Genomic DNA, 23,121 nt, shown 5'->3' with positions numbered 1-23,121 from the left:
TGTTATTGTTTATTGTATCACACATTTGTAATATTCGTACAATTATTTGATTTTTTTATATATAAAGCTGAAAACTTCCGCTATTGCCTTGTACATCTCAGGTGGAACTTCATGATCAAGTTCTACTTTTGAGAGGAGTTCTATTAGATCTTCATCTTGCTTGATCGGAATATCATTCTCTTTCGCAATCTCTATAATTTTTTGAGCAGTTTTACCTTCACCTTTCGCTTTTACCTTTGGTGCAGAGTCTTTAGTTGCATCATATTTCAGCGCTGCTGCTTTTGGTTTCATATTTTTACCTCAAAACCGAGATCGATATCTTTTGTCTCTTGAGTGTATTTGGTCTCGTTTGGATCTATAAAACGGATATCTTGAACAAGTAGTCCAGTAGAAGTCAATTGTTCTTTCAGCTCTTTGATATCTGGTAATAAAAGGTTTTTAAGTTCTTGATTTTGTGTTGTTACATTAATATTGAGGAACTTCTTTTCAAACAGACCAAGGCGTATACGTAACTCTCCATACTCTTTGAGATTAAGTTCTATATCACAAAAATAAGCCCCGTTTTTATCTTTTTTAACACTAAAGCTTCCATCTTCAAGTGCATCAAAATCATATGGTATATACATTGCCGAAGCATTTGATAGATGCGAAAGAAGTTGATAGTAATCAATTTGCAGAGAAAGTTTGTCGACGATATTGAGTAGTTGTGTTTTATTTGGCAACAATGAACTCTCAAGTTCTTGTTTGGTTTTTAACAGTGCTGCTTTAAAATCATTGGAAAGAAGCTCTTGGATTTTTGCATCTTGAGCGTTAAGATTTTTGAGCTTTGATTCTAAAAATAAACCGGAGTTTTCGAGTTTGGTTTTGAGTGTTTTATCGTCTATATTTTTTATATCGCTAAGCATGCTTTGCAGATGTTTTTCAATAGGGAGATTTTGTTTGTCATTTTGCAAAAAAAACAGAAGTTCTTTCATAGTGCTTTTAATACTTCCAAGCTCTTTCATAGTAGGGTTATTCTTAAGCAGTTCCAAGAGAGTTTGATTTTGCAGTTCACTTGTAGCAGATTCTTTGAAAATAGAGTTTAATATAGAACTGAGATCCTTCGCTTGTGATAGTTGGGCAAACTTCTCAGGTGAGAGCTCTTGCAACACACGAGCAAGTGCCTTATTTGTTGAAGGCAGGACAATAGTTTGCAATTTACCTGTATTTAATTGTATCATTCCTAGAGTTTATTCTAAGTTAACAAAAAAACTCCTTATATTTTTATAATTGGATTTATTTATTTGTCTTTAAAATATATGAGTTAAAATCACGAAAAAATTAGGTATATAATTATGAGAGAGATGAAAGAACTTAACGCTCTTGGCGGTATTTTAGAACCATGTAGTTTAGATCCTTTAACAGGTTTTTTCCGTAGTGGTTATTGTGAATGTGGAAAAAACAATGAATCTATACATATGGTTTGTATCTATGCAACAGAAGAGTTTTTAGAATATTCAAAAAAAGCGGGTAATGACCTTTCGACTCCAATGCCGCAGTATAATTTTCCAGGATTGAAACCTGGTGATAGCTGGTGTTTAAACGGGCCTAGTTTTGCCCGTGCTTTGAAAGACGGTATTGATGTGAAAATATTTATACACTCTACTCATATCAATATTTTAAAACTAGTAGATTTAGAAACATTAAAAAAATGTGCTATTGATTTATAGTAATCAGAATAAAGAGGTATTATGCGCGAAAAAATTGAAAAAATTTTAAAAATATGGCATAAACATTATGCAAATGAAGAAAATCAATACAGTGAGTTTGAGCCTTCAGATATAGAATATTTTGTGGGATGTCTACTCTATAACCATTTTGCTTTTTCAAAAGCTGTCCCAACTATGAAAACAATTGATTTGAGCTATGATTTTCTCTCAACTTGCGGTGATGTGGAATACGAAGAAGTAAAATCAGTTGTTGAAGAGATCAAGTTTGAAACTGAACTTGAAGCGGTTGACTTTTTGTTAGAGTATATTGAAGAAGCACGTCGATTGTACACACCTGTAGAATTGTATCTTTTGGACAGATTACTAAAACATGTAACACTTTTAAAAGAGCGTTATATGAATGATGTTGAAGCCCAAAGTGTAGATTTTCAAAGGTTGAGATTTCATTAATGAAAAAATACTTGATCACTTCTGATGATTTTTACACACAAGAAGATACTATCTTTCAGGAGACACTGGAAGCACAGATTAAAAAACATCAACCCGATTTTCTTCTATACAGAGATAAAGAAAATCAAAATTATCCTAAGCTTGCAAAAACTTTTATACAAGTATGTAACAAACACACATCTGTAAAATGTTTTCTACATCAGGATCCCTTTTTAGCTAAAGAATTGGGAGCTACAGGTGTACATTTAAACTCTACTCAGTTTGAAAGTATTGCCAAGGCAAAAGAGTTTGGACTAGAAGTAATTATTTCCACACATACTTATGATGAAGTTAAAAAAGCACAACAACTCGGTGCAGATTATGTAACATACAGTCCGATATTTCCTTCACCAAACAAAGGAGAGCCCAAAGGAATTGAAGCTCTAAAAGATCTTATAGAACAAGTAGATATTAAAGTTTTTGCACTCGGCGGAATCATAGAAGAAAAACAGATCCAACAGGTCAAGGATGCTAAAGCATACGGTTTTGCATCTATACGTTATTTTTATTAAAGCAAATCTTACAGCTAGTCATTAACTGCTTTTTGACTTCAAAATCTTCCTCAGATATAATATTCATATAGATTATAAAAACTGGAGTGTCAAAATGGGACACGAAATGTGGAGCTACTCTGCAATAATACTGTTTTTCGTTGTTATTGCAAAAATAATTTCTCAAAAAACATCCACGATCGATGTAATATGGTTAATTGTTTTTGGCTCTATAGGAGTGAACTTAGGGATATTGCCTGAACATAATGAAATACTTGAAGCAATCGGGGATTGGGGGATAGTATTTATTATGTTTGCACTTGGTTTTGATGAAGATCTTAACCATTTTATGCAAAGTTTAAAACGTAGTTTCGGGATAGCAGTAATAGGTGCAGTATTTCCATTTTTAGCAGGATTTTATACTGCTGGATTGTTTGGATACGGGTTTAATATGCAAATGATTTGGGGACTTACTATGACGGCAACAGCAGTTAGTTTGACTATGGTGTCTCTGCATGAACAAGGACTTCATAGGACAACTGCTTCTACGGCAATTATGAGTGCTGCTGTAATTGATGATATTTTATCACTTATCGGTCTTTCCATAATGATTCCTATTGCCGTAAAAAGTTCAACTACGGGTTCCATGATAGAGTTCTCTCAACTCTCCGTAATTGTTTTTAAAGTACTTACTTTCTTTGCAATTATCAGTTTTATAGGTTTAGTACTTTTCCCCGATTCTCTGCCAAAAGAAAAAGATAAAAAATATACTCTGCTTCTTCAGATAGTTATTAAAATTAGAAGCTATTTGGGAATCAGACAACTGCTGATGGCTTATAGCGGAAAATTCACCCCTTTGGTTATGCTCTTTACCGCTTTTGTTTTTGGAGCTTTGGCAGATCAGTTTGGATTTCATCCTGCAATAGGTGCTTATTTTGCAGGTTTGTTTTTGCGTGAAGAATATTTTATGATGGAAGTTGACAATGAGATGCGTTCACATAGAAAGGATAGTGAATTTGTTATAAATCATCTGGCTTACACTATCTTCGGTCCTATCTTTTTTGTTGAACTCGGTTCAAAACTGATTATAGAACTTGAATTGCTCATAGAAATAGTACCTGTTGTATTGACATTGTTTGCAGCCGTGTTTATCTTACAAGTTCTTTCAGCTGCATTAGCTGCTAAATATACGGGCAGGTATGCATGGTATCAAAGCATTATGATAGGGCTCGGTATGTTAGGACGTGCAGAACTTGCTTTTATTGTGATTGATATCGCATTTGTCAATGAGCATTTAATAGATCTCAAACAGTTCGATATTTTGATTCTAACAATCTTTTTACTAAATATTACGGCACCAATGGTTATAAAATGGTGGGAACCCTATTATATGGGTAGAAAAGAACTGGAGTTTTTTGGAGTTAAGTTCTCTAAGTAGGTTCAGTTTTTGAGTTGTCCTGCAAGATATCCGCTTGCAAAACTCCATTGAAGGTTATAGCCGCCGCAAGGACCGTCAAGATTCATAATCTCTCCACAAAAATAGAGCCCTTTGATAAGCTTACTCTGCATAGTTTTTGGATCAATCTCTTTAAGGCTTATACCGCCTCTTGTGATCATAGCCATTTTAAAGCCGTCATGTCCCGTTACCGTCATAGGTGTCCATGCTAACAGCTTAATAAGGTGATCACGTTTTTGTCCCTCGATCTTATTGTATTTCAAAGTTCCGTCAATCTCTGCAAGTTTACAAAGTTCTTGGGATAATGGGAGTGGAAGTAGGGTGTGTACAATATCGACAATTGTTTTATCGGGTGTATCCAGAGAAACTTTTTTGAGATGTTCTCTGATTTGCTCCTCATTTTTCCCTTTTGTAAGGTTGAGTAAAATGGGTACTTCATTATATTTTTTCAGAAGCGGTGTCACTTCTCTTGCAAAGTCAAGTACTACAGGACCGCGAATACCTTCTTTTGTAAATATAAGATCACCCTGAGCATGTAGTTTTTTATGTTTTTTAAGGTCAACACGAAGTTCTACTTTTGCGATCGTATCTGCACGACAGTTTTCCTGCCATCTCTCTTTTGTTTTTAAAGGCATCATGGCAGGGGAAAGATCAGTAACTGTATGTCCTAGAGTATTTACCATGTTGTAGCCATCACCTTCTGCACCTAGAGTAGGGTAGCCTAATCCTCCAGTTGCCAAGATCACATTATGGGTTTTATAGCTTGCATTTTCTGTTTGTACACCTGTGATGTATCCATTGTCAGTTAGCAGATGCTCAACTTTTTGCTCACATTTCAGGTCTACTCCTAAACGCTCGAGCTCATTGGCAAAACCGTCTATAATTGTTTGTGAAGAATGTGATGTAGGAAAGATGCGAAAACCATCGGGTGCATGTGTTTCAATACCGATTCCACTTAAAAATTCAGTTAACTTTTTATGATCAAAAGCGTTCAGGGCATCTTGCATAAAACGTCCGTCACGTCCGAAACGGGACATAAACTCTTCGTTTGAGAGAGTATTAGTTAAGTTACAGCGTCCACCGCCGGTAGCTTTTAGTTTTGAAGCAATTTTTGAAAGTTTTTCAAGTATTAGGACTTTTTTTCCTTCTCTGGCTGCTACAACGGCACCGATGAGTCCTGCTGCACCGCTGCCGACTACTATGAGATCATACACATCATTATTCATAAGCTTATTTTACTATAATTGCGCTTATGAAATGTACATATTACGGCGATCGGGAAAAGTGTTACAAGTGTTACAGACCTAAAAGCTCTTGTATGTGTGAGTACTGTGAAAGCATCAATACGCAGACGAAGTTTGTTGTTTTAATGCATCCTAAAGAGTTTAAAAAAGTAAAAAACAATACGGGGCACTTTACACATCAGAGTTTGCCGAATTCAGAACTTTTTGTAGGAATTGACTTTTCAGACAATAGTCGTATAAATGAAATTATTGCCACACATGAGAGTTATATACTTTTCCCTTCACAAGATGCTGTAAACATAAGCAATGAAAATCCAAAAAGCTCTGAAAAACCTTTGGCAATTTTTATTATAGATTCTACATGGGCATGTACGAAAAAAATGTTTACATTGAGTAAAAATTTAAATACCTTGCGGCATATGAGTTTTACTACGGAAAAAACATCTCAGTATGAGATTAAAGTACAACCCGATGATGCCTATCTATCAACAATAGAATCGACACAAGTAGTATTAGAATGCCTCAATCAATGGAATATAGAAACCATTGCACAAGAACAGCTTCAAAGTTTTACAAAACCTTTTTTACAAATGATAGAGTATCAAAAAGAGTTGATAGCAAACCCAAAAAGTCACGCAGTAAGATTTAAAAGATATACGCAAAAAATTTAATCCTTATCACATCAACATCACAATATAATTCCACTTTTAATATAGATTCAAAAAAAGGATATAAATGAAATTTGTTGCACTATTTAGTGGAGTACTATTAAGTTCATCATTATTGGCAGGAGTTCATTCAGCTCACTGGGGATATATGGGGGAAGAAGATCCTGCTCACTGGGGTGATCTTGATCCAAAATATGCAGAATGTAAACTTGGCGGTTCACAATCTCCAATTGATATTACTGCAAAAAATACAATCAAAACAGTAGGTTTAGAGCCAATTAAATTCGATTATAAAACTTCTGCTGTATCAGTTATTAATAACGGGCATACGGTACAGGTTAATATTGCACCTGGTAGTACAATTACTATTGATGAAAAAACTTTTGAATTAAAACAATTTCACTTTCATGCACCGAGTGAAAACCACATTGACGGAAAGGCTTTTCCTTTAGAGGCACACTTTGTTCACTCTGCACAAGACGGTTCATTAGCTGTTGTGGCTGTTATGTTTAAAGACGGTACGGATAATCCAATTATCAATAGAGTTTGGAAAAAAATGCCACACAAAGCAGGTGAGCAAGCTACTTGTAAACTTCCGGCAAACATGATTAATGAGATGCTTCCATCAGACAAAACATATTATAGATTTGATGGTTCATTAACAACTCCTCCATGTAGTGAAGGTGTAAGATGGTTTGTAATGAAACATTATTCTGAAGTTTCTGCAGAAGAAGTTGAAGAATTTTCTCATACAATGCATCATCCAAATAATAGACCTATTCAACCTACAAACGCAAGAAAAGTCCTTCAATAAACTACAATAATAAGAGAATTTAATTTCTCTTATTGTTCTTATATGTTAAAAACAATTATTTTAAATCATTCTTAAAAAATAAAATTAACACTAATGTAACACTTTTTTGTTAAATTTTCGTCAAATTTGAAATTTGAGGGAAACGTTAAATGAGAAAATATATACATTTATCTGCTATTTGTGCGATTGCACTTAATTTATCAGCAAATGATTTGGGAACAATCCAAGTTGAATCTTCAACAATTGATGATAAATTTGCAACTAAAAAAACGGAAGTATCTTCTACTGCGACACTTAGCGGTGAAAGTGTGGAAGAATTTCATGCTGAAAATATCGCTGATGTACTGAACACTATACCTGGTGTTACTGTTAGAAAAAACGAGGGGGATTCAAACAAGATCCATATCCGTGGGGTAGCTACTGAAGTTTATATGGGAGAAAAACCTGGTGTTGCAATTGTAATTGACGGTGTTCCTGTACAAGAAAGAGCAGGAAGTGTAAATATTGATATCAATAATATTGAATCTATCAAAGTAATTAAAGGTGGAGCTTCTTATCTTTATGGAAACGATGCTTTAGCAGGTGCCGTAATCATTACTACAAAAAGACCAAAAAGTAAAAATGAAGGTTTTGCAACGGCAGAAGTAGGAAGTTATGGATATAGAAAGTATCTAGCTTCATATAACCTAGGAACGGATAATTTTGCCGCATATGTACAGGCAAGCTATAAGAAGAGTGACGGTTATTGGGAAGATGCCGATTATTGGACGAAGTCTATCAATGGAAAGTTTCAATACTATATAGATGATACGAGTGATATTACATTCGGTGCAGATAAAACAAAACGTTTTGAAAATGATACAGGTTCTATTACTTACATGACGTATAACTCTGGCACTGGCGAATACCTGAATCATGTTGAAGCTAATCCTATTAGTGTTGGTGAGACTGGATATGCAACGGATTACGATATTGATTTGACGAAACTCTTTTTAACATACTCAAAAGATTTCGGAAATAACTCAAATCTTATGGCACAAATTTATCAATACACTGATGAGACAAAAAATCAAAGTGGAACATTTGACTCTAACGGTGATGGAATTAGAGATGACCATTTATATGAATCTTATGCAAAAACGAAACAAAGAGGCTTCAAATCTGAATATAGAATGGATGGAAATTCTGCAGCTGGAATGTTAGGGATTGATATAGCAAGAAATAGTACAGACCAAACAAGTAAAGACCGTGTTAATACAACTATCAGTTCTGGATGGAGCAGTAAGACGTATACAGTAGGAACATTGAGAAGTGATACAACTTCAGATGAAGATATCAATGCAGTTTACGGTGAGTTTAAATATGGTCTAACAAAGGAACTGACATTTACTCTTAATGGTAGATATGACAATATTAAATACGATTATTCAAATAATAAGACTATGGAAAATTGGAATAAAACTTTTAATGAAGCTTCTTACAGAGCTGGAACTACTTATGCCTTGACACCAAAGTCGACACTTTTCGCAAGCTTCTCAACAGGTTTCCGCGTACCAACTTTATCACAGATTTATGCGGGTGATCTTGCATCATACGGAAGTTATGTAAATAATTTAAATATTGATTCTGAAAAAACATATAACTATGAGATTGGATTGAGACAACAAGTTGGCGGACTTTCTTATGAGGCATCAGTATTTCAGTTAACTAGAAAAGATGCAATTACGAAAAACGGTGGTAACTATGTTAGTGATCCGACACCTGGTATAGATATTTCATATGGAAACTATGCAGATATGAGAAGCAGAGGTTTAGAACTTGCTGTAAACAGTGACAAGAAAAAAGAGCTTTATTTTGTATTTAACTATACATACCTAGATGCTAAATATACAAGATTTGACAGTTATAAATTAGTTCTTACTGACCCGGTAACTGGACCTTTTGTAGCAGGAACATATAATTTATCAGGTAATTATGTACCGAGAAATTCTAAACATACTTTATATGCAGAATTAGATTATAAAGTGACACCAAATGTTTTAGTTACTGTTGATGGAACATATAGATCATCACAATATGCAGATGAGATTAATCAAATTAAAGTTGCTGGATATGGATTAATGAATTTAAGAGCAAAATATAATACAAAATTAGCAGGTTTAGAACTTGAAGTTTTCGGAAAAATCGAGAACCTTTTTGATAAGCAGTATTATATGATGCCTCGTGCAACTGGAGATAGAAACGATGACGGTCTTTACGACTACAGAGATATGGGACTTACTGTAAATCCTGGTCGTACATACTTAGCGGGATTATCTGCTAAATTCTAAGAGAGTTAGAGATGAATATAGAACTGATAAAAAATATTGTTGATTATGGAATAATCGGCGTTTTAGGCTTTATGAGCTTTTTGGCACTTTTGTTTTGGATTGAAAGGCTGTTATTTTATAAACAGGTTGAGGTAGAGCTGTATGAAACAAAAGAAGAACTTGAAATTGCCGTAACGAATAACATTAACATTATTTCTACATTCGGTTCTAATGCTCCTTATATTGGACTGCTCGGTACCGTATTTGGAATCATTGTAACGTTTTATACGATGGGGCAAAGCGGTGATTTGGATGCAAAAATGATCATGACATCATTAGCTCTTGCACTTAAAGCTACAGCTATGGGGCTTTTAGTAGCAATTCCTGCAATTGTATTCTATAACCATTTAACAAGAAGAATAGAAGTTATTCTTGCAAAGTGGGATATAGAACAAAAGAGAAAGCATGCAAATTAAAAAATTTGATTCTATAAACGTAGTTCCGTTTATAGACATTATGCTTGTACTGTTAGTGATCGTACTTACTACGGCATCTTTTGTAGCAAAAGGGATTATTCCTGTTGATTTACCTGATGCTTCTGCCGCTCAAAAGCAAAAAGAGCAGAAAAATCTTACGATTACTATTAAAAAAAGTGGAGAGATTCTTTTTGATAAGCAACAAGTACTCAAAGAAGATCTTGAAAAAATGTTACTGACGTATAAAAAAGATACGGCAATAGCTATCAACTGTGATAAAAAAGCTGAGTTTGAAATCTTTGTATATCTTCTGGATATTTTAGAGAGCAATCAGTTTAAAAACTTAGGCATTGTCACAAAAAAAGCTCATAAAGGGGAAGTAAATGGTTGATCAAATTAAAAGGGATAATAACGATCTGTTCAAGTATGCTATCACGAAATTTTTATTTAAAAATCAAAGTTTTTTAATGCTACTACGCATCGTAGTTTCATTAGTGTTTTTTTATGCAATTTATTACGGCTTTACGCATCAGACAAAAGAGAATCTTTTCACATGGGCAGTATTTTGGGGAATCTTCTGGGCACTGTTTATGGTAATTACTTTGCCGACACTTGGACGCGTATTTTGCGGTATTTGTCCACACGGTTTTTTAGGTAAATACATTACAAAATTCGGTTTACAAAAAAAGATGCCTAAATGGCTGCAAAACAGATATATCGGTCTTGGAATTTTGATGATCGGCTGGTGGGGTGTATATTATCTTAATCCGGGTCTTTTTAGAAGTCCATTAGGTACGGCTGTTATGTTTAGTGTGATGACAGTGCTTGCATTTGTACTCTATTTTCTTTATAAAGATATGAGTTATTGTAAATCTGTGTGTCCTATCGGCGTATTAACGAGAGCGTATGGAAAAATGTCTTTTACATGGCTTGGTACATATAAAGAGGAATGTAGTTCTTGTAAAACTTTTGAATGTGCAAGTGCTTGTCCGCAAAATTTGAAACCGTTTACGTTTGATAAAAGAGATTCAATAACGGACTGTACTTTATGTATGGATTGTACAAAAGGATGTGAGGCTGTTGCTTTTAGAATTACAAAGCCATCTTTTTCACTCTTTAAAAAGTTTCAAACAATGCCGGCAGAGATATGGGCGTACATTCTAATATTAGCGGCAATTCCAGTCACTATGTCATTTCATCACGGAATTAACAGAAGTAATGCTGCAGGAGATATGATCTGGACAAAAACGGCTCACTGGGTTGAACAGTACATTAACTTTGGAACATTGGATGCAGTGGGACTTTTTGCCTTTTTATATGCTGTTATTTTTTCTGTAGTTGCAGCAGTAGCAGGAATGTATGTGGCTTCAAAAATTCTGCAAAAAGATTTTAAATCTGTATTTTATGATCTTGGATATGCATATGCACCGCTATTTATCATCGGTTCCATCGCTCATACTCTGGAGAGTTTTTTTACGCATGAGGCAAATAAAATTGCCGAAGGGTTTGGACAAGCTGTAGGTATGACGCTTCATGTGGCACCGCTTGCAAGCAGAGGTGACAGCTGGTTGCATATCTTTGGAGCTTTAAAATGGATAGCAATTATTTGGGCACTTGTGATTTTATATAAACGTTTAGCGAAAATTGATGCAACTAAAATGAAAAAGATGGTAGCATTCCCTTTCGCAGCATCGCTAATTATATTTTTTCTGTCGGTAAATTTATATCGTGTATACGTATTTAAAACTTACGGTATGGCAAAACACTCACACCATTCAATGCAGCATAAAACTGCAAAGAAACCTCAAGTAAAAGGGTAGGATTTCAACATATATGTTTGAAAGGTTTTTAAAGTTCTTTTTAGAGAACTATAAAATGAATTACACATTGTTCTTTTTGATCTTTGCAATAGGAATTTATTCTTATACGAAGATTCCAAAAGAGATCTCTCCAACAATAGAACCTGAAACTATTACGATCAGGGGTGCCTATTCTGGTGCATCTGTAGATAGTTTAAATACAATGGCTGTTGCAGAGATTGAATCGGAAGTACAAAATATTGTAGGGGTGCAAAATGTAAGTTCTATCATCTCTCCGGGTAAATTTGCGATTACTTTAGAACTTGAAAAAGGGATCGATAAACAAACTATACTGCGTGATGTAGAAGATACACTTACACTGGTTCAAGATACGTTGCCAAGTGATATGGAAGTGCCTACTGTGAGAAATGTGGCACATTCAAAAAGCCTTATGCAGGTTTCTATACGCTCATCGGAACTTTCACGCGATGAACTACAAGCTTTGGCAAAAAAATTAAAAACGAAAATACTAACTATCGAAAATATCTCTGATGTAACTATTTTTGGAGATTCAGATCTGTATTATGAGGTACTTATTGATGAAGATAGATTAAGTGCTTATGATCTTTCTTTAGATGATGTAGTTAAAGTTTTCTCGGAACTTTCTTATATCTTTCCACTTGGAAAAATTGACAATGCAAAAGAGCAATTTTTTCTCTCTATAAAAAATGAAGAACAACTTTCAAAAAAACTGGAAAATACTACAATTAACATAGGGGATAAACAATTAACTATTAAAGATATCGCTACGATCACAAAGAGATATGAAGATGCTTCTACATTGGCAAGTATGGATGGAAAAAACTCTATCTCTTTGGCAGTATCTCAAAACCCGATTGGAAATGCAATAACAATTTCCGAACAAGTTAAAAAACTTGTTAATACTTTGAATATTAAAGGAGCAGTTTTAGATATCCGAATGGATAACTCTACTGTGATCAAAGACAGATTAAATATTGTTATTTCGAACATTATGTTTGGGATTTTATTAATCATGTTTTTAATTTCAATTCTCATCAATGCTCGTATGGCATTTATTATTGCTTTGGGAATTCCTACATCATTTGTTATCGGAGCGATATATTTTTATTTTACCCCTTATAGCATCAACGTAAACTCCCTAATAGGTGTACTTATTGCTATCGGTATAATTGTTGATGACGCTATCGTTGTAAGTGAGAATATTCAGCAGTATATTGAAAAAGGATATTCTCCAAAAGAAGCAGCGTTACTTGGAACAAAAGAGATGGCAAAACCTGTAACCATTGCTTCAATAACAACATTGTTTTCCTTTATTCCATTACTTATGATCAGTGGCAGGCTAGGGGAAATTATTCAGCTGATACCTATCGCTTTTTCGGCACTTGTAATTGCTTCTTTGATAGAGTCTTTTGTATTTTTACCAATCCACGCATCACATACTTTGTCAAAGAATTCAAAAACACTTTCATGGGAGAGAATCAATACTCTTTATGCAAATAGTTTAGATTTTCTATTAAAATATCAAAAAAGCTTTATCACTGTCTTTTTAATAGTTGTGCCTGTATTGATTTTTTTTAGTGCTAAAAATTCAAAGTTTCAGATGTTTCAACCTTTTGACACTTCTTCAATCACTATTACTTTTAAAGCACAACCGACAATGACATTGGAAGAATCTTTGGCAATTATCCAAGAGTTGGAAAAAAAGATACTTTCTCAAAAAGAAAGATTTTATGTTAAACATGTAAGTTCTACGGCAGGATATAGACGAACGGCAACAGGAACGGCAGAGATGTATCCTTATGTAGGGTATATAAATTTGGAATTGTATAAACTCAAACCTATGAATTTTATGGATAAGTTTATCACTCCATATCTTAGTTTTTATTATGATGACACTGATCGCATCAGGGATAAATCTTCACAGGAGATCTCTAAAGATTTACGTAAATGGCTTCAAAAAGAGGAGTTGAAAAAGAAATATAATCTTTCAAATCTTATGGTTGTTGAAAAGAAGATGGGGCATGCAAAAGCAGATATCCGTATAGGCGTTGTGAGTGATGATCACAAGAAAGCATTACAGGCAGTAAGAGATCTTGAAAGCGCACTTGCTAACGTTGAAGGAATTAAATATTACGGAGATAATGTTAAAGTAGGTATAGATGAGATCAAAATAAGTCTAAATAGTTATGCACAAGAGCTTGGAGTTACAAAAAAATATATTGGAAATTACATTGCAAATCTTTATCTTTCAAAAAAAATTGCCACTGTTTTTGACGGTAAAGAGCTTTTAGACGTAAAGATTAAATCTATCAATTTCAAAGATGATTTGGAAAAGTTTAAAAATATAGAAGTATTTATAAAAAATCAGTATGTCAAGCTGAGTGACCTCTGTACTTTTGAGAAAGTAGAATCGTTAGAAACACTAGTTAAAGAAGATGGAGAAACAAACTTTTATGTCTTTGCTAATGTGGATCCTTCTATTGTTACATCATCTGAAGCACTTGAAAAAATTAAACCAGCTTTAGAAAAAATCAAAAATACTCCAGGAGTATCACTGAGATTTAAAGGTGAACAGGAACAACAACGTACTATGCAAATAGAGATGTTTTTTGCATCTATAGTAGCAATTGTTTTGATCTTTATTTCTATTTTATACCTGTTTAACTCATTCAGAGAAACATTAATAGTTCTTTCTGTAATTCCATTTTCAGTACTAGGTGTATACGCTGGACATTTTATTATGGGACTCAATCTTTCTTTACCGTCACTCATTGGTGCACTAGGGCTCTCGGGAGTTATTGTCAATGATGGGATTATTATGATGGCAACATTGCGTAATGCACAAACGAAAAGTGATATTTTCAAACTGGCTTCAAGAAGATTGAGACCTATTGTTTTAACTTCTGTTACAACTATTGTGGGGCTATCATCATTAATGTTCTTTGCAACGGCTCAAGCAGTGGCATTTCAACCTTTAGCAATCAGTCTTGGATTTGGACTTTTATGGGGCACTATACTTAATTTGTTTTATGTACCTGTTTTATATAACTATATTAGCGGAGTAAAAGATGCGTAGATATTTTTCTTCTTTTGTAATTTCATTCATTGTTTATGCTTCACTTATTGCATCGGGGATCTATTTTGTGAACCTTGAGGATGAAAGTACTGAAGTTAATGAGATACAAGAGAGTAAAACAGTCGCTTTCTCTATTATCCAGCAACAGTGTCATACAAAAAAAGAGAAGATTGAAAAAAAAGTAGAAGAAAAAAAGCTAGTTAAAAAAGAAAAAAAAGTACTGCACAAACCAAAGCCGCAGCCAAAAGTAGTTGAAGAAGAGATCGTAAAAAAAGAGATAGAACCTGAGATAAACGAGGTTGCAGTTCAAGAGAAAGAGACTGAACTACTAGAAGAATTTGTCGAAGAGCAAGAAGATGTACAGGAAAAAACAGTACAAGAAGAATCTATAGATGAGCAAAGACTGCAAGAAGAGATTCAGCAGATGATGGCTGTAAAAAAGAAAGAATTAGATCTATTTACACAAGACCTTATTAAAAGAATTAATGAAAATAAACATTACCCTCTGTCTGCAAGAAGACGTGGGATTGAAGGTGATGTAGCAGTGAAGTTCATTGTATTGGCAAACGGCGGTGTAGATGGTATAGAGATATTAGAGGGGAAAAGCATTTTTGAGAAATCAACAATTTCAGCGATTGAAGACAGCTTTCCCGTGAGTGTTACCAACTCTTTATTAGAATTTCCTCAAGAGTTTAAAATAAAACTCGCATATGTTCTAAAATAGAGACTATTTATCGAACAGATGCTTATGAAGAAGTTCAATAAGTACTAAGAAGTTTTACTTATCAAACATGATAGAGCCGAGGCGTACCATATTTGAGCCGCATTCAATTGCGAGTTCAAAGTCTCCGCTCATTCCCATTGAACAGTATTTTGCATCAGGGATTTGTTTGAAAATTTCGTGTGTAGTCTCAAAACTTTTTTTAATCACAGCCTGCTCATCAGTATGAGCACCGATACTCATAACACCTTTAAGGTGAATATTTGGACACTCTTCTTGAATCTTTTTATATATAGCAAGTGCATCTTCAGGCATTACACCGTGTTTTGATTCCTCTTTTGCAGAGTTGATTTGTAACAAACAATCCATTGTAGTTTCTTTTGCAACGAGTTTCTTTTGTAACTCTTCTGCCAATTCTAGTGAATCAAGCCCTTGAAACAGACTAGGTGCAAGGTCGATTAAGTTATTGATTTTATTTTTTTGAAGATTACCGATAAAGTGCCACTCTAAAGGGAGCTCGTCAAGTTCTGCTGATTTTGTTTTTAAGTCTTGTACTTTATTTTCCCCAAATGCACGCTGACCAATTGCATAAAGTTTTTCGATCTCTTCACTTGTCGAGTATTTACTTACAGCTACTATTTTTACAATATGGTGATCGTCCACTTTTAAACGAGCTGTTTCTACACGTCTGATTACATCATCTATATATATTTTATATTCTGTTTGGTCCATTTTTTTCCTTTTACAACTATCTATTCATATTAAAAGTTTTTAATCTCTACTTTTTGCATTTATAATGATAATTTTATCAGAATAATATTTAAACTATAAATGCAAATAGTCATTTTTAAGAATTGATGTTTAAATAATGTAATACAATACAGATAACCTCGATTAAAGTAGAAAAATGCCATTAAAAAGAGACATCACTTTACCTTTGCTTGTATTTTATGGACTGGGAAATATCTTAGGTGCTGGTATTTATGTCTTGGTCGGTAAAGTTGCTTCAATAGCAGGCTATTATGCTCCTATATCTTTTGTAGTCGCATGTGTTGTAGTTTTTTTCACTGCATTAACTTACAGTGAACTCTCCGCAAGGTTTCCATACAGTGCAGGAGAAGCTTTATATGCCAAAGAAGCTTTTAATTCCAACTTTTTATCTATCAGTATCGGAGTAATGATTGCACTGGGAGGTATACTGTCAAGTGCAACCATTGTCAACGGTTTTAATGGGTATATCTCTACCTTAATAGAGATTCCGTCGTGGTTGTTATCTATTCTCTTGATTAGTGTTTTGTGTTTTACGGCCATAGTCGGCATTTCAAAGTCTGTAAAAATTGCAAGTCTTTTTACAATAGTTGAAATTATCGGTCTCTTTATTATTATTTATTACGGATTTTCAAATATTGAATTTAAAGCTGTTCAATATGATAAACTGATTCCTGACTTTGAAATATCCAGTTTTTATATCATAGCACTTGGTGCTTTTCTGGCTTTTTATGCTTTTATCGGATTTGAAGATATGGTAAACATTGCAGAAGAGGTAAAAGACCCGACATATACATTGCCAAAAGCTATTCTACTCTCTTTAATCATCTCAACGACACTTTATTTTTTAGTGGCATTGATATCTATTTTGGCAATTGAACCGAAAATACTTTCAAGTTCTAAAGCTCCTTTATCGGATGTGTATACAGCATTGACAGGTAATGAAGCATATGTGTTGACTTTAATAAGTTCATTTGCAGTGATTAACGGTGCTCTCATACAAATTATTATGGTTTCGAGACTTTTTTACGGAATGGCAAACAATAATTTACTGCCAAGCATATTTGCAACTATTTACTATAAAACTTCAACACCTGTTTTTGCAACAGTTATTGCTTCTTTATTAGTATTTATATTCGCTTTATGGTTGCCTATTATTACTCTTGCCAGTTTAACTAGTTTTTTTATATTCATCATATTTACACTGATGAATCTCTCGTTAATAAAAATAAAACTCACTCAAAAAAAAGAGAGTAGTGTAAACTATCCGATTATCATACCTATCATTGGTACAGTTGTAAATATTATCTTATTGGTTATAGAGATAAGCTCTGTCTTAGCCGGCTAATCTGTTAATATCATTAAACAGACCAAGACCCATAAGTCCAAAAAGGATCACCCATCCTGCAATTGTAAGGTTGACCATCACTTTTTCACTTACTTCTTTATGGAAAATCATCTCGTAGAGATTAAACATAATATGACCGCCGTCAAGTGCCGGAATTGGAAGCAGGTTGAGTACTCCCAGGTTTACAGAGATAAGTGCCGTAAAGAAAAATAGGCTAATCCATCCAATCTCACTCGCATCGGATGTGAGTTTTACAATACTGATAACACCGCCAAGTTGATCTGCAGGTACTTCGCCTAAAATAAGTTTTTTAACACCTGTAAAGATCATAGTACTAGCAAAAACTGTTTGATCATAAGCATATTCGAATGTCCCGAAGAAACTTAACTCTTTTGGATGAGTAACACCTGCAGCAGATATTCCAATCATTTTTCTTTGTACTGTTTCACCGTACATATTTTGTGTTTCATTCATTTCAGGTGTTAAAAGAATTTGGTGAAGATATTGTCCGCGTTTTACTTCAAGACTCAATGCTGAATCTGAACCCGCAATGAGTTCTGCCATCTCATTCCAGCTTTTTATTTTTACTCCGTTAATTGTAACGATTTCATCATTCGCTTCAAGTCCGGCTTTCATTGCTGGAGAGTCTTGAACTACCTTTCCAATCACTGGAGAGAGCTCTTGTGGACCGCTAAGACCAATTGTAAAATAAAGTACAAAAGCAAGTAAAAAGTTTGCAAGAGGTCCTGCAAAAAGGATAAATATCTTTTGTAATGGAGTTTTTGAGTTATAGCTGTCCGAATCATATGATTTTTTTGCAGGATCAAGGTCGTCTTGACCTTTCATACGTACATAGCCGCCTAGCGGAATGAGTGCAATACTCCATTCAGTTCCCCATTTTTTGATTGTAGCAACACGTTTTCCAAAACCGATGCTAAACACCTCTACATAGACACCCATAAGACGTGCTGCAGTGTAGTGACCTAGTTCATGAAAGAATATAAGTGCCGATAAAACAAGTAAGGCTGTAAAAATACCCATTAAATTTCATCCTTTAAAAGTGCTTTTCTAAATCCCCAAACATATTCAAGCCCTGAATATACAGTTAAAAATACCGCGAACCATAAAAGAGCATCACCGTAAGGCCAATGCATAAGTAAAAAGCCGATAGCAATCATTTGTACTACAGTTTTAATTTTCCCCGACCAGCTTGCTTTGACGCTTAAACCTTCACTTACTGCTATAGTTCTGATACCGGTGATAAAGAGTTCACGAATAATGATAATGTAAATTGCCCATGCTGAAGCTTCTCCGATCATCATCAGTCCCAAAAATGCCGCAAGAGTAAGCATCTTGTCTGCCAAAGGATCAAGGATGGCTCCAAGCATAGTCATTTGATTCCATTCTCTTGCAATGTAACCGTCAAAAAAGTCGGTAGCACTCGCCAAAACAAACAACAGTGAAGCAAAATAATAGTTCCAAGTTATGTCGTAACCGTTATCTGTAAAAATTTGCGGGTTTAAAATAACCCAAAACATGAGCGGTGCCAAAATTATTCTGATTGAGGCTAAAAAGTTTGGTAGATTGAGCAAAAAATTCCTTCATTTCTAAAAGTTATTGCGATTTTATCTTATAAATACTTATCAACGGTTGATATGATACAATTAGCCTTATGAATCAAACTTGCAGACTATGTAGCACTTCGGCAGAGCCTTTTTACAAAGAAAAACAAAACTATTTTCAATGTCCAAAATGTAAAGCAATTTTTACCGCTTTTGAAGATTTACCAAGTAGTACAAATGAAAAAGAGCGTTATGAGATGCACACTACAGAGATAGATGAAGGATATAAAAAGTTTGTATCTCCTATAGTTACACATGTGCTTCAGGATTTCAAAGAAGAAAATAAAGGACTTGATTTTGGTGCAGGTCGTTCAAAAATAGTTACAAAACTGTTGCAAGAACACAATTACAATATAAGAAGCTTTGATCCTTTCTTTGAAAATAAAATTGAACTCTTGAAAGAGAAATACGATTATATTACATCCTGTGAAGTGGTTGAGCATTTTTACGAGCCGAGAAAAGAGTTTTTATTGCTTAAATCGATGTTACAGGATGGTGGTAAACTTTATCTGATGACAGAGCTTTATGATGAGTCTATCGATTTCGCTTCATGGTATTATAAAAATGATCCGACTCATGTCTTTCTTTATACAAGAGAAAGTTTAGAATGGATACAAAAAGCATATGGTTTTAAAGACTTGAAAATAGAAAAAAGGCTAATTGTTTTTACTCTGTAAAATTTAAATTTAATTTGTTATAGTTCCATCATGAAAAAATTTGTTTCAAAATATGTAGGAATCGTACTACTGTTAGCGACGATGATGGGTGCATTTCACCATCATAACGATCTAAAACAGCATAATGACTGTCAAATATGTACTATTCAGTCTACTATTTTTGATACAGACATTCCTCAAGAAAGTGCATACCTTTCACAGCTTGACAATATCAGTGAAAGTATTGTAACTTCTTTATTTTCTTTAGATACAAATGCATTAATCTCAAATGTAAACCCACGTGCACCCCCTATATTCTCTTAATCTTACAAAATAACAAGAAAAAAACATTATCAATACATTTTATAGATCAAGAGGATATTTATGTACAAAAAATTTGTCTATTTATCTCTATTTGCAGCAGTATCATCGTTTGCAGATAGTGAACTGGAAGCTTTAAAAGCACAGTTAAAACAACAACAGGAAGTTACGCAAAAGTTACTTGAAAAAGTTGAAAAACTAGAAAGTCAGCAGATACAAAAAGAGGATTCTTCTATACAACAAAGTCTAGCCGGAAGTGTCAACAGTTTTTCGCAAAACAGTTATATGCCCGATATCTCACTAATAGTAGATACAAGTTATGTGAGCAGATCGAAAAAAGATGAAGAGTTAACTCACTTAGAGATACCGGGTATCGCTCACGGAATTATGGGGCAGCACTCTCATGGTGACGGAACATCACATGCACCTCTTAATGCACAAGACGGGTTTAACTTTAACTATGCAGAATTAGCACTCCAAAGTATTGTTGACCCATATTTTTCACTCACGGGAATTTTTCATTTAAGTGAAGATGCTTTTGAGGTTGAAGAGGCATTTGGTGAAACGACGTCACTTGGGTATGGATTAAAAGCAAAACTCGGAAAGTTTCGATCTGATTTTGGGCGTATTAATGCACAACATCAACATGTTCAAGATTTTTCGGATATGCCGCTTGTATATGTGTCATTTTTAGGTGAGCACGGGATCAATGATATTGGCGCACAACTACAGTGGACACTTCCGACAGATACATATACTATGATCGGTTTTGAAGCACTCCAAGGGAAAAATCCATCTATGTATGGAAACGGCTCTATCGCCCCTGCAGGAGATCCGGAAACTATTGCTGTGAGTTCACCTGATCAACCAAACTTATTGGTAGGGTATATTAAAAGTTCATTTGATCTAGATAACACAACTTTTCTTTATGGAGGTTCGATCGCTTACGGTGACAGTAGAATTAACCATTTAACAGATGAAGCTCCACATGCTTTTGTAGGTGGAAGTTATTTGTATGGTGCTGATCTGACTATTAAACACTATTTTGATTCATACTCTTACCTGACATTTCAAGGGGAGTATCTTTACCGCGATATGGATGGAAAAGTATATACATACACTGATGCAACACAAACTGCATTTAACGTGACACCAACTACTAAAAAACAAGGTGGATATTATGTACAACTAGTATATGCGTACAATCAAAACTGGCGTATGGGTATGAGGTATGACAACATCGATAAAAACGATATTACTTCAAACGGGGTTGCTCAAACTACGCAAAATAATTTTGACAGATACTCGGCAATGATCGACTATACGACAAGTGAATTTGCAAGATTCAGACTACAGTATAATCGTAACAATGCAATGTTTAATGAAGCAGGGGAAAGACAACATATAGATACTTATATTGTTGAAATGAACTTGGCAATCGGTGCACACGGCGCACATAACTTCTAGGAGGGATATATGAAAAAAATAATATTTTTAGCATTATTCGCAACAGTTTCTCTTGTTGCAAAAATAAATGTTGTAACGACGTATGCATATTTAGGTGAGGTTGTAAAAGAGATAGGAAAAGATAATGTAAAAGTGGATGTACTGGCAAACCCTACATTTGATCCACATTTTATAGTACCAAAACCTTCGCTAATAACAAAGCTAAGAAGAGCTGATCTCTTAGTGATCAATGGTGGACAACTAGAGATCGGATGGTTACCGCCATTACTTCGCGGTGCACAAAACAGAAATATAAACATTGGTTCAAAAGGTTTTTTAGATGTTAGCGGTGTCATTAATATGATCAATAAACCTGCAGTAGTGTCACGTGCTCAAGGTGATGTCCATCCCGATGGAAACCCACACTTTGTACTTGATCCACATAATATTTCAGTAATTGCAAAACTGATTGCTAAGAAGCTAGTATTGCTTGATTATGCAAACAAAACTGCATATGAAAACAACTTGCAAAGCTTTTTACAAGATTGGGAAAGCTATTTAAAAGAGTATGATGCAAAAATGGCGGTGTGTAAAGATAAAAAAGTTGTACAGTATCATCAACTATTTAACTATTTTCTACAAAGATATGATTATGCTTTAGTTGGAAATATTGAACCATTACCGGGTATTTCACCGAGTTCTAAAGATGCACTCAAAACTATTAATCTTATGCAAGAGAAGGGTGTAAATACCATTTTACAAGATGTATATCATGAGAAAAAAACTGCTGCATTTATAGCGGAAAAAACCGGTGCAAAAGTTATAGTTTTACCTCACGATGTCGGTAGTGTTGAGGGTACAGACACACTAAAGAGTTTTTATAACACCATAGAAGAAAGACTATGCAGATAGTAGATATCTTCTGGCCGGCGTTTACGCTGGCTGTTTTACTTGTATATATTCATTCGATTTTCGGTATAGAGATCATCCGTAGGGGTGTGATCTTTACCGATCTTGCCATTGGGCAGATTGCAGCTGTTGGTATGGCTTTAAGCATCGCATTTTTAGATGGAAGCTATAGAACTCTCCTTGTTTTATCGTTTGCAGTTTTTGCCGCTTTAGTGATTGCATGGGCAAGTAAAAATCTAAAAAATGTAGAAGCATTTATAGGGCTGCTATATGCGCTTGGGATCTCTTCTATTATGCTCATACTTGCAAATTCTGCTGAGGGGCTGGAGATATTTTCTAAGCTGAGTGCTGCAGATATTTTATTTACTTCAAAAGATGAACTTTATACAAGCATAGCTGTATATATTCCTATCTCGTTGGTGATGTTTTTGATTTATCCAAGAACAAAGGGCTTTTTTAAAGAGATACTTTTCTTTGTAATGTTGGCTATTACTGTAACATCATCTGTACAGCTAGCAGGTGTTCTCGTTGTTTTTGCACTCTTAATAGCTCCTGCTTATATTGGAGTTGTGCAAAAAAGATTTAATCCTATGGTTGTAGCGTGGGTTAGTGGAATTTTTGCCATAATTACTGCTATTATTGGTTCATACAGCTATGATCTTCCAACAGGCTACAGTATTATTTTTGTTATGGTAGTTGTATCATTAGTATTTGTAGTTTTTAATGAGAAAAAGAGTTTAGAAGAGAAGTGAGAAGT

24 protein-coding genes are annotated in these 23,121 nt (G+C 34.4%); 18 read left to right on the top strand and 6 right to left on the bottom strand.

Features of this window, described 5'->3' with window-relative positions; all coding sequences use genetic code 11:
• Positions 1-42: 42 nt before the first annotated feature.
• Both P6N22_RS03570 and P6N22_RS03565 read right to left on the bottom strand, forming a co-directional pair.
• Complete coding sequence (locus P6N22_RS03570) at positions 43-291, bottom strand: EscU/YscU/HrcU family type III secretion system export apparatus switch protein (RefSeq protein ID WP_280330228.1); 249 nt, start codon at positions 289-291, stop codon at positions 43-45.
• On the bottom strand, positions 288-1,220 hold the full coding sequence (locus P6N22_RS03565) for a flagellar hook-length control protein FliK (RefSeq protein ID WP_280330226.1): 933 nt from the start codon (positions 1,218-1,220) through the stop codon (positions 288-290). The genes P6N22_RS03570 and P6N22_RS03565 overlap by 4 nt, the downstream gene beginning before the upstream one ends.
• A gap of 114 nt (positions 1,221-1,334) precedes the next feature.
• Here P6N22_RS03565 and P6N22_RS03560 point away from each other — a divergent pair, with 114 nt between their 5' ends.
• From P6N22_RS03560 to P6N22_RS03545, 4 genes are all read left to right on the top strand, one after another.
• A complete protein-coding gene (locus tag P6N22_RS03560) occupies positions 1,335-1,709 on the top strand; it encodes a DUF2237 domain-containing protein (RefSeq protein ID WP_280330224.1) in 375 nt (124 codons plus the stop codon).
• Between the two features lie 21 nt (positions 1,710-1,730).
• Positions 1,731-2,159, top strand: a complete 429-nt coding sequence (locus P6N22_RS03555; protein WP_280330222.1) for a hypothetical protein — start codon at positions 1,731-1,733, stop codon at positions 2,157-2,159.
• Positions 2,159-2,710, top strand: coding sequence for a thiamine phosphate synthase (locus tag P6N22_RS03550; protein ID WP_280330220.1), 552 nt, complete (start codon positions 2,159-2,161; stop codon positions 2,708-2,710). The genes P6N22_RS03555 and P6N22_RS03550 overlap by 1 nt, the downstream gene beginning before the upstream one ends.
• 94 nt (positions 2,711-2,804) lie before the next feature.
• Positions 2,805-4,127: a cation:proton antiporter gene (locus P6N22_RS03545; protein ID WP_280330218.1), complete on the top strand. Its 1,323-nt coding sequence runs from the start codon at positions 2,805-2,807 to the stop codon at positions 4,125-4,127.
• Positions 4,128-4,129: 2 nt separating this feature from the next.
• On the opposite strand, the gene P6N22_RS03540 is transcribed toward P6N22_RS03545, so the two are convergent.
• Positions 4,130-5,371, bottom strand: a complete 1,242-nt coding sequence (locus P6N22_RS03540) for an NAD(P)/FAD-dependent oxidoreductase (protein WP_280330217.1) — start codon at positions 5,369-5,371, stop codon at positions 4,130-4,132.
• 26 nt (positions 5,372-5,397) lie between these two features.
• Here P6N22_RS03540 and P6N22_RS03535 point away from each other — a divergent pair, with 26 nt between their 5' ends.
• The 8 genes from P6N22_RS03535 (at position 5,398) to P6N22_RS03500 (ending at position 15,297) form a co-directional block, all read left to right on the top strand.
• Positions 5,398-6,060: a tRNA-uridine aminocarboxypropyltransferase gene (locus tag P6N22_RS03535; RefSeq protein WP_280330215.1), complete on the top strand. Its 663-nt coding sequence runs from the start codon at positions 5,398-5,400 to the stop codon at positions 6,058-6,060.
• Between the two features lie 64 nt (positions 6,061-6,124).
• Positions 6,125-6,871: a carbonic anhydrase family protein gene (locus P6N22_RS03530; protein ID WP_280330213.1), complete on the top strand. Its 747-nt coding sequence runs from the start codon at positions 6,125-6,127 to the stop codon at positions 6,869-6,871.
• A gap of 149 nt (positions 6,872-7,020) precedes the next feature.
• Positions 7,021-9,201 (top strand): TonB-dependent receptor, encoded by a 2,181-nt coding sequence (locus P6N22_RS03525; RefSeq protein ID WP_280330212.1) that lies wholly within the window; start codon positions 7,021-7,023, stop codon positions 9,199-9,201.
• A gap of 11 nt (positions 9,202-9,212) precedes the next feature.
• Positions 9,213-9,656, top strand: coding sequence for a TonB-system energizer ExbB (gene exbB, locus P6N22_RS03520; RefSeq protein ID WP_280330210.1), 444 nt, complete (start codon positions 9,213-9,215; stop codon positions 9,654-9,656).
• Positions 9,646-10,047 (top strand): biopolymer transporter ExbD, encoded by a 402-nt coding sequence (locus tag P6N22_RS03515; RefSeq protein WP_280330207.1) that lies wholly within the window; start codon positions 9,646-9,648, stop codon positions 10,045-10,047. The genes exbB and P6N22_RS03515 overlap by 11 nt, the downstream gene beginning before the upstream one ends.
• A complete protein-coding gene (locus P6N22_RS03510; protein WP_280330206.1) occupies positions 10,040-11,476 on the top strand; it encodes a 4Fe-4S binding protein in 1,437 nt (478 codons plus the stop codon). The genes P6N22_RS03515 and P6N22_RS03510 overlap by 8 nt, the downstream gene beginning before the upstream one ends.
• A gap of 13 nt (positions 11,477-11,489) precedes the next feature.
• Positions 11,490-14,573: an efflux RND transporter permease subunit gene (locus P6N22_RS03505; protein ID WP_280330204.1), complete on the top strand. Its 3,084-nt coding sequence runs from the start codon at positions 11,490-11,492 to the stop codon at positions 14,571-14,573.
• A complete protein-coding gene (locus P6N22_RS03500; RefSeq protein WP_280330202.1) occupies positions 14,566-15,297 on the top strand; it encodes a TonB family protein in 732 nt (243 codons plus the stop codon). The genes P6N22_RS03505 and P6N22_RS03500 overlap by 8 nt, the downstream gene beginning before the upstream one ends.
• A gap of 54 nt (positions 15,298-15,351) precedes the next feature.
• Here the strand turns inward: P6N22_RS03500 and P6N22_RS03495 are convergent, their stop codons facing one another.
• Positions 15,352-16,026, bottom strand: a complete 675-nt coding sequence (locus P6N22_RS03495) for a YggS family pyridoxal phosphate-dependent enzyme (protein WP_280330200.1) — start codon at positions 16,024-16,026, stop codon at positions 15,352-15,354.
• A 175-nt stretch (positions 16,027-16,201) separates the two neighbouring features.
• Here P6N22_RS03495 and P6N22_RS03490 point away from each other — a divergent pair, with 175 nt between their 5' ends.
• Positions 16,202-17,410, top strand: a complete 1,209-nt coding sequence (locus tag P6N22_RS03490; RefSeq protein ID WP_280330199.1) for an amino acid permease — start codon at positions 16,202-16,204, stop codon at positions 17,408-17,410.
• On the opposite strand, the gene rseP is transcribed toward P6N22_RS03490, so the two are convergent.
• The gene (gene rseP, locus P6N22_RS03485; protein ID WP_280330197.1) at positions 17,399-18,451 is read right to left on the bottom strand and encodes an RIP metalloprotease RseP; all 1,053 of its coding nucleotides are present in this window, start codon (positions 18,449-18,451) and stop codon (positions 17,399-17,401) included. The two genes, P6N22_RS03490 and rseP, sit on opposite strands and share 12 nt — an antisense overlap.
• The gene (gene pgsA, locus P6N22_RS03480) at positions 18,451-19,002 is read right to left on the bottom strand and encodes a CDP-diacylglycerol--glycerol-3-phosphate 3-phosphatidyltransferase (protein ID WP_280330195.1); all 552 of its coding nucleotides are present in this window, start codon (positions 19,000-19,002) and stop codon (positions 18,451-18,453) included. Before pgsA ends, rseP begins: the two co-directional genes overlap by 1 nt.
• Before the next feature lie 80 nt (positions 19,003-19,082).
• Between pgsA and P6N22_RS03475 the strand changes: the two genes are divergently transcribed.
• From P6N22_RS03475 to P6N22_RS03455, 5 genes are read left to right on the top strand one after another with little or no spacing between them, the layout of a single operon-like run.
• Complete coding sequence (locus tag P6N22_RS03475; protein ID WP_280330193.1) at positions 19,083-19,709, top strand: class I SAM-dependent methyltransferase; 627 nt, start codon at positions 19,083-19,085, stop codon at positions 19,707-19,709.
• A 30-nt stretch (positions 19,710-19,739) separates the two neighbouring features.
• Positions 19,740-20,012: a hypothetical protein gene (locus tag P6N22_RS03470; RefSeq protein ID WP_280330191.1), complete on the top strand. Its 273-nt coding sequence runs from the start codon at positions 19,740-19,742 to the stop codon at positions 20,010-20,012.
• A 60-nt stretch (positions 20,013-20,072) separates the two neighbouring features.
• Positions 20,073-21,476 (top strand): hypothetical protein, encoded by a 1,404-nt coding sequence (locus tag P6N22_RS03465; protein WP_280330189.1) that lies wholly within the window; start codon positions 20,073-20,075, stop codon positions 21,474-21,476.
• A gap of 9 nt (positions 21,477-21,485) precedes the next feature.
• Entirely contained in the window at positions 21,486-22,367 is an 882-nt protein-coding gene (locus tag P6N22_RS03460; protein ID WP_280330186.1) for a zinc ABC transporter substrate-binding protein, read from the top strand.
• Complete coding sequence (locus tag P6N22_RS03455; RefSeq protein WP_280330184.1) at positions 22,358-23,116, top strand: metal ABC transporter permease; 759 nt, start codon at positions 22,358-22,360, stop codon at positions 23,114-23,116. The genes P6N22_RS03460 and P6N22_RS03455 overlap by 10 nt, the downstream gene beginning before the upstream one ends.
• Positions 23,117-23,121: the final 5 nt, after the last annotated feature.

This window comes from Sulfurimonas sp. C5, from assembly GCF_029872055.1.
Lineage (GTDB): Bacteria > Campylobacterota > Campylobacteria > Campylobacterales > Sulfurimonadaceae > Sulfurimonas.
The sequence above is the reverse complement of the archived record's forward strand: the minus strand, read 5'-3'. Positions and strand labels throughout refer to the sequence as shown.

Coding starts and splice junctions, on each gene's coding strand:
- P6N22_RS03570 (WP_280330228.1), bottom strand. CDS start 291: ATGAAACCAAAAGCAGCAGCGCTGAAATATGATGCAACTAAAGACTCT.
- P6N22_RS03565 (WP_280330226.1), bottom strand. CDS start 1,220: ATGATACAATTAAATACAGGTAAATTGCAAACTATTGTCCTGCCTTCA.
- P6N22_RS03560 (WP_280330224.1), top strand. CDS start 1,335: ATGAGAGAGATGAAAGAACTTAACGCTCTTGGCGGTATTTTAGAACCA.
- P6N22_RS03555 (WP_280330222.1), top strand. CDS start 1,731: ATGCGCGAAAAAATTGAAAAAATTTTAAAAATATGGCATAAACATTAT.
- P6N22_RS03550 (WP_280330220.1), top strand. CDS start 2,159: ATGAAAAAATACTTGATCACTTCTGATGATTTTTACACACAAGAAGAT.
- P6N22_RS03545 (WP_280330218.1), top strand. CDS start 2,805: ATGGGACACGAAATGTGGAGCTACTCTGCAATAATACTGTTTTTCGTT.
- P6N22_RS03540 (WP_280330217.1), bottom strand. CDS start 5,371: ATGAATAATGATGTGTATGATCTCATAGTAGTCGGCAGCGGTGCAGCA.
- P6N22_RS03535 (WP_280330215.1), top strand. CDS start 5,398: ATGAAATGTACATATTACGGCGATCGGGAAAAGTGTTACAAGTGTTAC.
- P6N22_RS03530 (WP_280330213.1), top strand. CDS start 6,125: ATGAAATTTGTTGCACTATTTAGTGGAGTACTATTAAGTTCATCATTA.
- P6N22_RS03525 (WP_280330212.1), top strand. CDS start 7,021: ATGAGAAAATATATACATTTATCTGCTATTTGTGCGATTGCACTTAAT.
- exbB (WP_280330210.1), top strand. CDS start 9,213: ATGAATATAGAACTGATAAAAAATATTGTTGATTATGGAATAATCGGC.
- P6N22_RS03515 (WP_280330207.1), top strand. CDS start 9,646: ATGCAAATTAAAAAATTTGATTCTATAAACGTAGTTCCGTTTATAGAC.
- P6N22_RS03510 (WP_280330206.1), top strand. CDS start 10,040: ATGGTTGATCAAATTAAAAGGGATAATAACGATCTGTTCAAGTATGCT.
- P6N22_RS03505 (WP_280330204.1), top strand. CDS start 11,490: ATGTTTGAAAGGTTTTTAAAGTTCTTTTTAGAGAACTATAAAATGAAT.
- P6N22_RS03500 (WP_280330202.1), top strand. CDS start 14,566: ATGCGTAGATATTTTTCTTCTTTTGTAATTTCATTCATTGTTTATGCT.
- P6N22_RS03495 (WP_280330200.1), bottom strand. CDS start 16,026: ATGGACCAAACAGAATATAAAATATATATAGATGATGTAATCAGACGT.
- P6N22_RS03490 (WP_280330199.1), top strand. CDS start 16,202: ATGCCATTAAAAAGAGACATCACTTTACCTTTGCTTGTATTTTATGGA.
- rseP (WP_280330197.1), bottom strand. CDS start 18,451: ATGGGTATTTTTACAGCCTTACTTGTTTTATCGGCACTTATATTCTTT.
- P6N22_RS03475 (WP_280330193.1), top strand. CDS start 19,083: ATGAATCAAACTTGCAGACTATGTAGCACTTCGGCAGAGCCTTTTTAC.
- P6N22_RS03470 (WP_280330191.1), top strand. CDS start 19,740: ATGAAAAAATTTGTTTCAAAATATGTAGGAATCGTACTACTGTTAGCG.
- P6N22_RS03465 (WP_280330189.1), top strand. CDS start 20,073: ATGTACAAAAAATTTGTCTATTTATCTCTATTTGCAGCAGTATCATCG.
- P6N22_RS03460 (WP_280330186.1), top strand. CDS start 21,486: ATGAAAAAAATAATATTTTTAGCATTATTCGCAACAGTTTCTCTTGTT.
- P6N22_RS03455 (WP_280330184.1), top strand. CDS start 22,358: ATGCAGATAGTAGATATCTTCTGGCCGGCGTTTACGCTGGCTGTTTTA.